The organism is Kitasatospora sp. NPDC091257 (assembly GCF_044757675.1).
Lineage (GTDB): Bacteria > Actinomycetota > Actinomycetes > Streptomycetales > Streptomycetaceae > Kitasatospora > Kitasatospora lactacystinica.
On sequence record NZ_JBIVVI010000695.1, the window covers coordinates 1 to 4,938 of the forward strand.

The following is a 4,938-nucleotide window of genomic DNA, read 5'->3' on the forward strand; positions in this document are numbered from 1 at the left end:
GAGGTCCCGGCGCCGGTCCGGTACGGCACCCGGCCCGCTGAACCCTTGCGCGGCGTGCGGCCCGGCGTCCCCGTACCGGGGCTCAGGGCGAGGTCTGGGCGGCTGCCAGCTCTCCGAGGGTGACGTCGGCGGTCTTGGTGGCGCCGTTGCGGGTGTAGGTGACGGTGACCTTGGTGCCCGGACTGAGCGAGGCGAGCGCGGTGGTGAGCGCGTTCAGCGAGTCCACCTGGGTGTCGCCGATCTTGGTGATGACGTCCCCGGCCTGGAGCCCCGCCGAGGCCGCCGCCCCGCCCGGGGTGACCTCCACGATGACCGCGCCGGAGGGCTGGAACTGCTGGTTGAAGCTGGTCCGGGCGGTGATGCCGAGCGCGGCCCGGCCGGAGTTGGTCACCTTGCCCTGCTTGATCAGCTGGTCGGCGATGTTGGTGATGGTGCTCGCCGGGATGGCGAAGCCGATGCCGGGGGCGGCGGCGCCGTTGGTCTGCGGCTCGGTCGCGGCGAGGGTGTTGATGCCGATCACCTTGCTGTCCAGGTCGGCCAGCGCACCGCCGCTGTTGCCCGGGTTGATCGCCGCCGAGGTCTGCACCATGTTGCTGATCGTGGCTCCCGGCGACCCCGGCCCCTGGGGCTCGGAGACGGTCCGCCCGATGGCCGAGACGATGCCCTGGGTGACGCTGCTGGAGAGGCCCAGCGGGCTGCCCATGGCGAGGGTGATCTGGCCGATCTGGACCTTGCCCGAATCGCCGAAGCTGGCCGGCTTGAGACCGCTCGGCGGGTTGTTCAGCCGGATCACCGCGAGGTCGGAGTCGGGGTAGCTGGCGACCAGGCCGGCGTCCAGCGCCGTGGTGCTGTTGGCGAGGGTCACCGTGAAGGTGGTCGCGGTGCCGACCACGTGGGCGTTGGTGACGATGTCGCCCTTGTCGTCGTAGACGATCCCGGACCCGAGGCTGTCGCCGGTGGTGATCTGCACCACGGAGGGCAGCACGTTGGCGATCACCGCCTGGTAGGCGTCCTGCAACTGGGTCCCGCCGTTCGACTGGCCGGACGACGAGGCGGCCTGCGGGGAGCCGGCCGCCGGGGACGAACCGGTGGCGGCGACGGTGGACGAGGAGGACGTGCCGCTGCTGCACCCGGCCAGTGCCAGCACGGCCGCCAGCGCCACCGCGACGGCCCCCGGCAGCCGCCCGCCCGGCGACCGCGGCCCGATCGGCCGCGGCCCGGCGGGCAGGGGGTTGGCGTGTTCCTTGTGACGGCGCACCTGGCTGCCTCCGATTCGTCACCGCGCCGAACGGGCGCAGGTGTGGACGCACGGAAATCCTGCTCAGCTTTTCACCGTTTTGTCCGCTTTGCGGCCTCGACTCGCCCGAACGTGGCGATCGAATCCGAACGCCTAGGATCGGCACATGACTTGGTTGATCACCGGCGGTGCCGGATACATCGGCGGACACGTCGTCCGACAGCTGCTCGACGCCGGGGAGCGCGTCGCCGTCCTGGACGACCTCAGCACCGGCGACGCCTCCCGGCTGCCGGCCGGCGTCCCCCTGATCGAGGGCTCCACCCTGGACCGCGCCGCCCTGGACGCCGCGATCCGCGAACACGGCGTCGAGGGCATCCTGCACTTCGCCGCCAAGAAGCAGGTCGGCGAGTCCGTCGAGCAGCCCTTCCTGTACTACCGCGAGAACATGATCGGCCTCCAGACCGTCCTGGAGGCCGCCGCCGAGGGCGGGGTGAAGCGCTTCCTCTTCTCCTCCTCCGCCGCGGTCTACGGCATGCCGGACGTCGACCTGGTCACCGAGTCCACGCCCTGCGCCCCGATGAGCCCGTACGGCGAGACCAAGCTGGCCGGCGAGTGGCTGGTCGCCGCGGCCGGCAAGGCCCACGGCATGTCCACCGTGGCCCTGCGCTACTTCAACGTGGCCGGCGCCGCCTCCCCCGAGCTCTCCGACGCCGGGGTGTTCAACCTGATCCCGATGGTCTTCGAGCGGCTCACCGCCGGCGAGGCCCCGCGGATCTTCGGCGACGACTACCGGACCCCGGACGGCACCTGCGTCCGCGACTTCATCCACGTCTCCGACATCGCCTCGGCGCACGTGGCGGCCGCCCAGCGGATGGCCGCCGACCCGGCCGGCGCGACCTCCCTGGTGCTGAACATCGGCCGCGGCGAGGGCGTCAGTGTCAAGGAGATGCTGGAGGTGATCGGCAAGGTCACCGGCTACGACACCGCCGCCGAGGTGACCCCGCGCCGCGCCGGCGACCCGGCCCGCGTGGTGGCCTCCGCCGACCTGATCCACCGCGAGCTGGGCTGGACCGCCCGTCACGACGTGACGGAGATGGTCTCCTCCGCGTGGGACGGCTGGTGCAGCCGCCACCCCGGGGGCCGCAAGGCCTGAGGCACGACCCGGCGCCGCCGCTCCGGCGGCGCCGACCCGGCGGTGTCCGCCCCGCGGTTCAGCGGGCGGGCACCGCCGTGCCGTAGAAGGCGTCCAGCGCGTACACGCAGCGGTCCTTGGAGCCGACGAAGACCCGGCCGCCGACCGCCACCGGCGAGCCGGTGAGCTCGCCCTTGGTGCCGAGCTCCCAGCGCAGCTGACCGCTCGCCAGGTCCAGGGTGTGCAGCGAGTGGTCCCGGCTGCCCAGGTGCACCAGGCCGTCGGCCACCGCCGGGGAGCCGACGATCTCCCCGCGGGCGGTGTAGCGCCAGCGCTCCCGGCCGCCGGCCGCCTCGAAGGCGTACAGCACCTCGCCGTTGCCGACCAGCACCATGCCGTCCGCGACCACCACCGGGTCGGCGCCCTGGCGGCGGCCGGTGACCCCGCGCCAGCGGTCCAGGCCGGTGGCCGCGTCCAGCGCGTAGACCGTGCCCAGGTAGTCGGCCACGTAGACCGCGTCGGAGTCCAGGGCGGGCGGGGTGAACAGCACCACCGGGGCCTCGAAGCGCCAGCGCTCCGCCCCGCTGGCGGCGTCCAGCGCGTACACCCGGGTGCCGGCCGACACGTACAGCACGCCGCCGCGCTCCACCGGGTGCGAGGGCACGTCCTCGCCGACCGGGAAGGACCAGCGCAGGCCCGCGCCGCGCGGGTCGACGCAGCGCAGCCGCCCGCCGCCGTAGTAGTAGGCGGCGCCGCCCACCAGGACCGGGCCGGACTGCGGGTTCTCGTAGTCCTGCTGGGCGTCGTCCGCGCGCCACAGCTCGGCGCCGTTGGCGGCCGAGCGGAGCTGGACGCCGCCGCCCCTGATGCCGCAGCAGAGCACGCCGTCGGCGGCGGAGAGCGAGTAGACCCAGCCGTCCAGCGAGGTGCGCCAGCGCTCGGTGCCGTCCGCGGCGTCCACGGTGTACAGGTGCGGGCCGTCCGCCGCGTGCACCCGTCCGGCGTCCACCGCGAGCGCCCAGGCGACGTCCCGGGTCTTGTAGCGGCGCTCGCCGGAGGCGATGTCCAGCGCGTGCACCTCGAAGCTGGAGACGAAGAGCGTGCCGTCCGCGACCACCGGGGTGCCCCAGACGTCGTTGGACATCCGGAACCGCCAGGGGCGCCAGCGGGCGACCGGCGCGGGCGGCGGGGTGGGGGCCCGGCGGACCCAGTCGGTCGTGGCCGGGGCGGTGCTCGGGCCGGGCTGCTCGTACTCGGCCCGCGGCCCCGGGCCTATCCGCACCGAGGCACCGGACAGCTGCACCTCGACGGAGCCGCCGGTCGGCGCCCGGTGCCGGTTCGGGGAGGCGATCTTCGCGGTCGGGATCTCGGCGTCCGAGTGCGGGCCCGGCTGCGGCAGGCTGTGCACCGGCCCGGCCGGCGGCTGGGCGTGCCGCCCGCCCGGGTTGGTGCGCGGGTCGGCCGGGCCGAGGTGCTGCGGCGGGACGTGCGCGGGCGGGACGTGCGCGGGCGGGCCCTGGGGATGCGGGGGCGGCTGGGCCGGGCCGGCCGGCGGGCGCGACGGCGGGGCGGCCGGACGGCGGCCCCGCTTGCGCTCGATCAGCTCCAGCGCGTTGGCCGGCAGCCACTCCCCGGCCTCGCCGGAGGCGTCGTCCCGCGAGAAGAGGTGCGGGGCCAGCTCGGTCTGGATCTGCGCCGGGGTGGGCCTGCGCTCGGGGGCCTGCTGCATGCAGGCGCGGACCAGGTCCATCAGCTCCGGCGGCATGCCGGTCAGGTCCGGCTCCTCGCGCAGCAGCTGGAACACCGTCTCGACGGGGTTGGAGCCCCGGTAGGGCGGGTGCCCGGTGGCGCAGAAGACCATCAGCGAGCCGAGCGAGAAGACGTCGCTGGCGCCCCGGACGGTACGGCTGTCCCGGGCCTGCTCGGGGGACATGTAGGCGGGGGTGCCGACCGCGACGTTGGTCATGGTGAGCCGGGTGCTGGACACCCCGGCGGCGATGCCGAAGTCGATCACCTTCGGGCCGTCCTCGACCACCAGGACGTTGGAGGGCTTGAGATCGCGGTGGATCAGCCCGGCCGCGTGGATGGACTGGAGGGCCTCCGCGATGCCGGCGACCAGCCAGCGGGTGGCCTCCACCGGCAGCGGGCCGCAGTCCTCGACCAGGTCCTCCAGCGAGGGGGCCGGGATGTACGCGGTGGCCAGCCAGGGCACCCGGGCGTCCGCGTCCGCGTCCACCACGGCCGCCGTGTAGAAGCCGCCGACCGTCTTGGCCGCCGCGATCTCCCGGGCGAAGCGGACCCGGAACAGCTCGTCCTCGGCCAGCTCACCCCGCACGGTCTTGATGGCCACCCGCCGCCCCGACGCGGAACGCGCCAGGTAGACCAGTCCCATCCCACCCGCGCCGAGCCGCCCCAGCACCTCGAAGGGCCCGATCCGCCTCGGATCGTGCGCCGTCAGCTGGTCCACTCCGCTGCCACCTCCCCGTTGTCCGCACCCGCCGCGTGGTGCCGGACCCGATTCTCCAATGCCGTCCTACGCATATCCAACCTCCCCCACCCCCCGGAACCC

At 74.5% G+C, this 4,938-nt stretch carries 3 protein-coding genes; 1 reads left to right on the forward strand and 2 read right to left on the reverse strand.

Annotated elements, in window-relative coordinates; genetic code table 11:
* Window positions 1–82 precede the first annotated feature (82 nt).
* Complete coding sequence (locus ACIQOV_RS27510; protein WP_401052976.1) at window positions 83–1,207, reverse strand: S1C family serine protease; 1,125 nt, start codon at window positions 1,205–1,207, stop codon at window positions 83–85.
* Between the two features lie 196 nt (window positions 1,208–1,403).
* Here ACIQOV_RS27510 and galE point away from each other — a divergent pair, with 196 nt between their 5' ends.
* Window positions 1,404–2,390, forward strand: coding sequence for a UDP-glucose 4-epimerase GalE (gene galE / locus ACIQOV_RS27515; protein WP_401052970.1), 987 nt, complete (start codon window positions 1,404–1,406; stop codon window positions 2,388–2,390).
* A 58-nt stretch (window positions 2,391–2,448) separates the two neighbouring features.
* Here the strand turns inward: galE and ACIQOV_RS27520 are convergent, their stop codons facing one another.
* Entirely contained in the window at window positions 2,449–4,836 is a 2,388-nt protein-coding gene (locus ACIQOV_RS27520; protein ID WP_401052973.1) for a PQQ-binding-like beta-propeller repeat protein, read from the reverse strand.
* Window positions 4,837–4,938 lie beyond the last annotated feature (102 nt).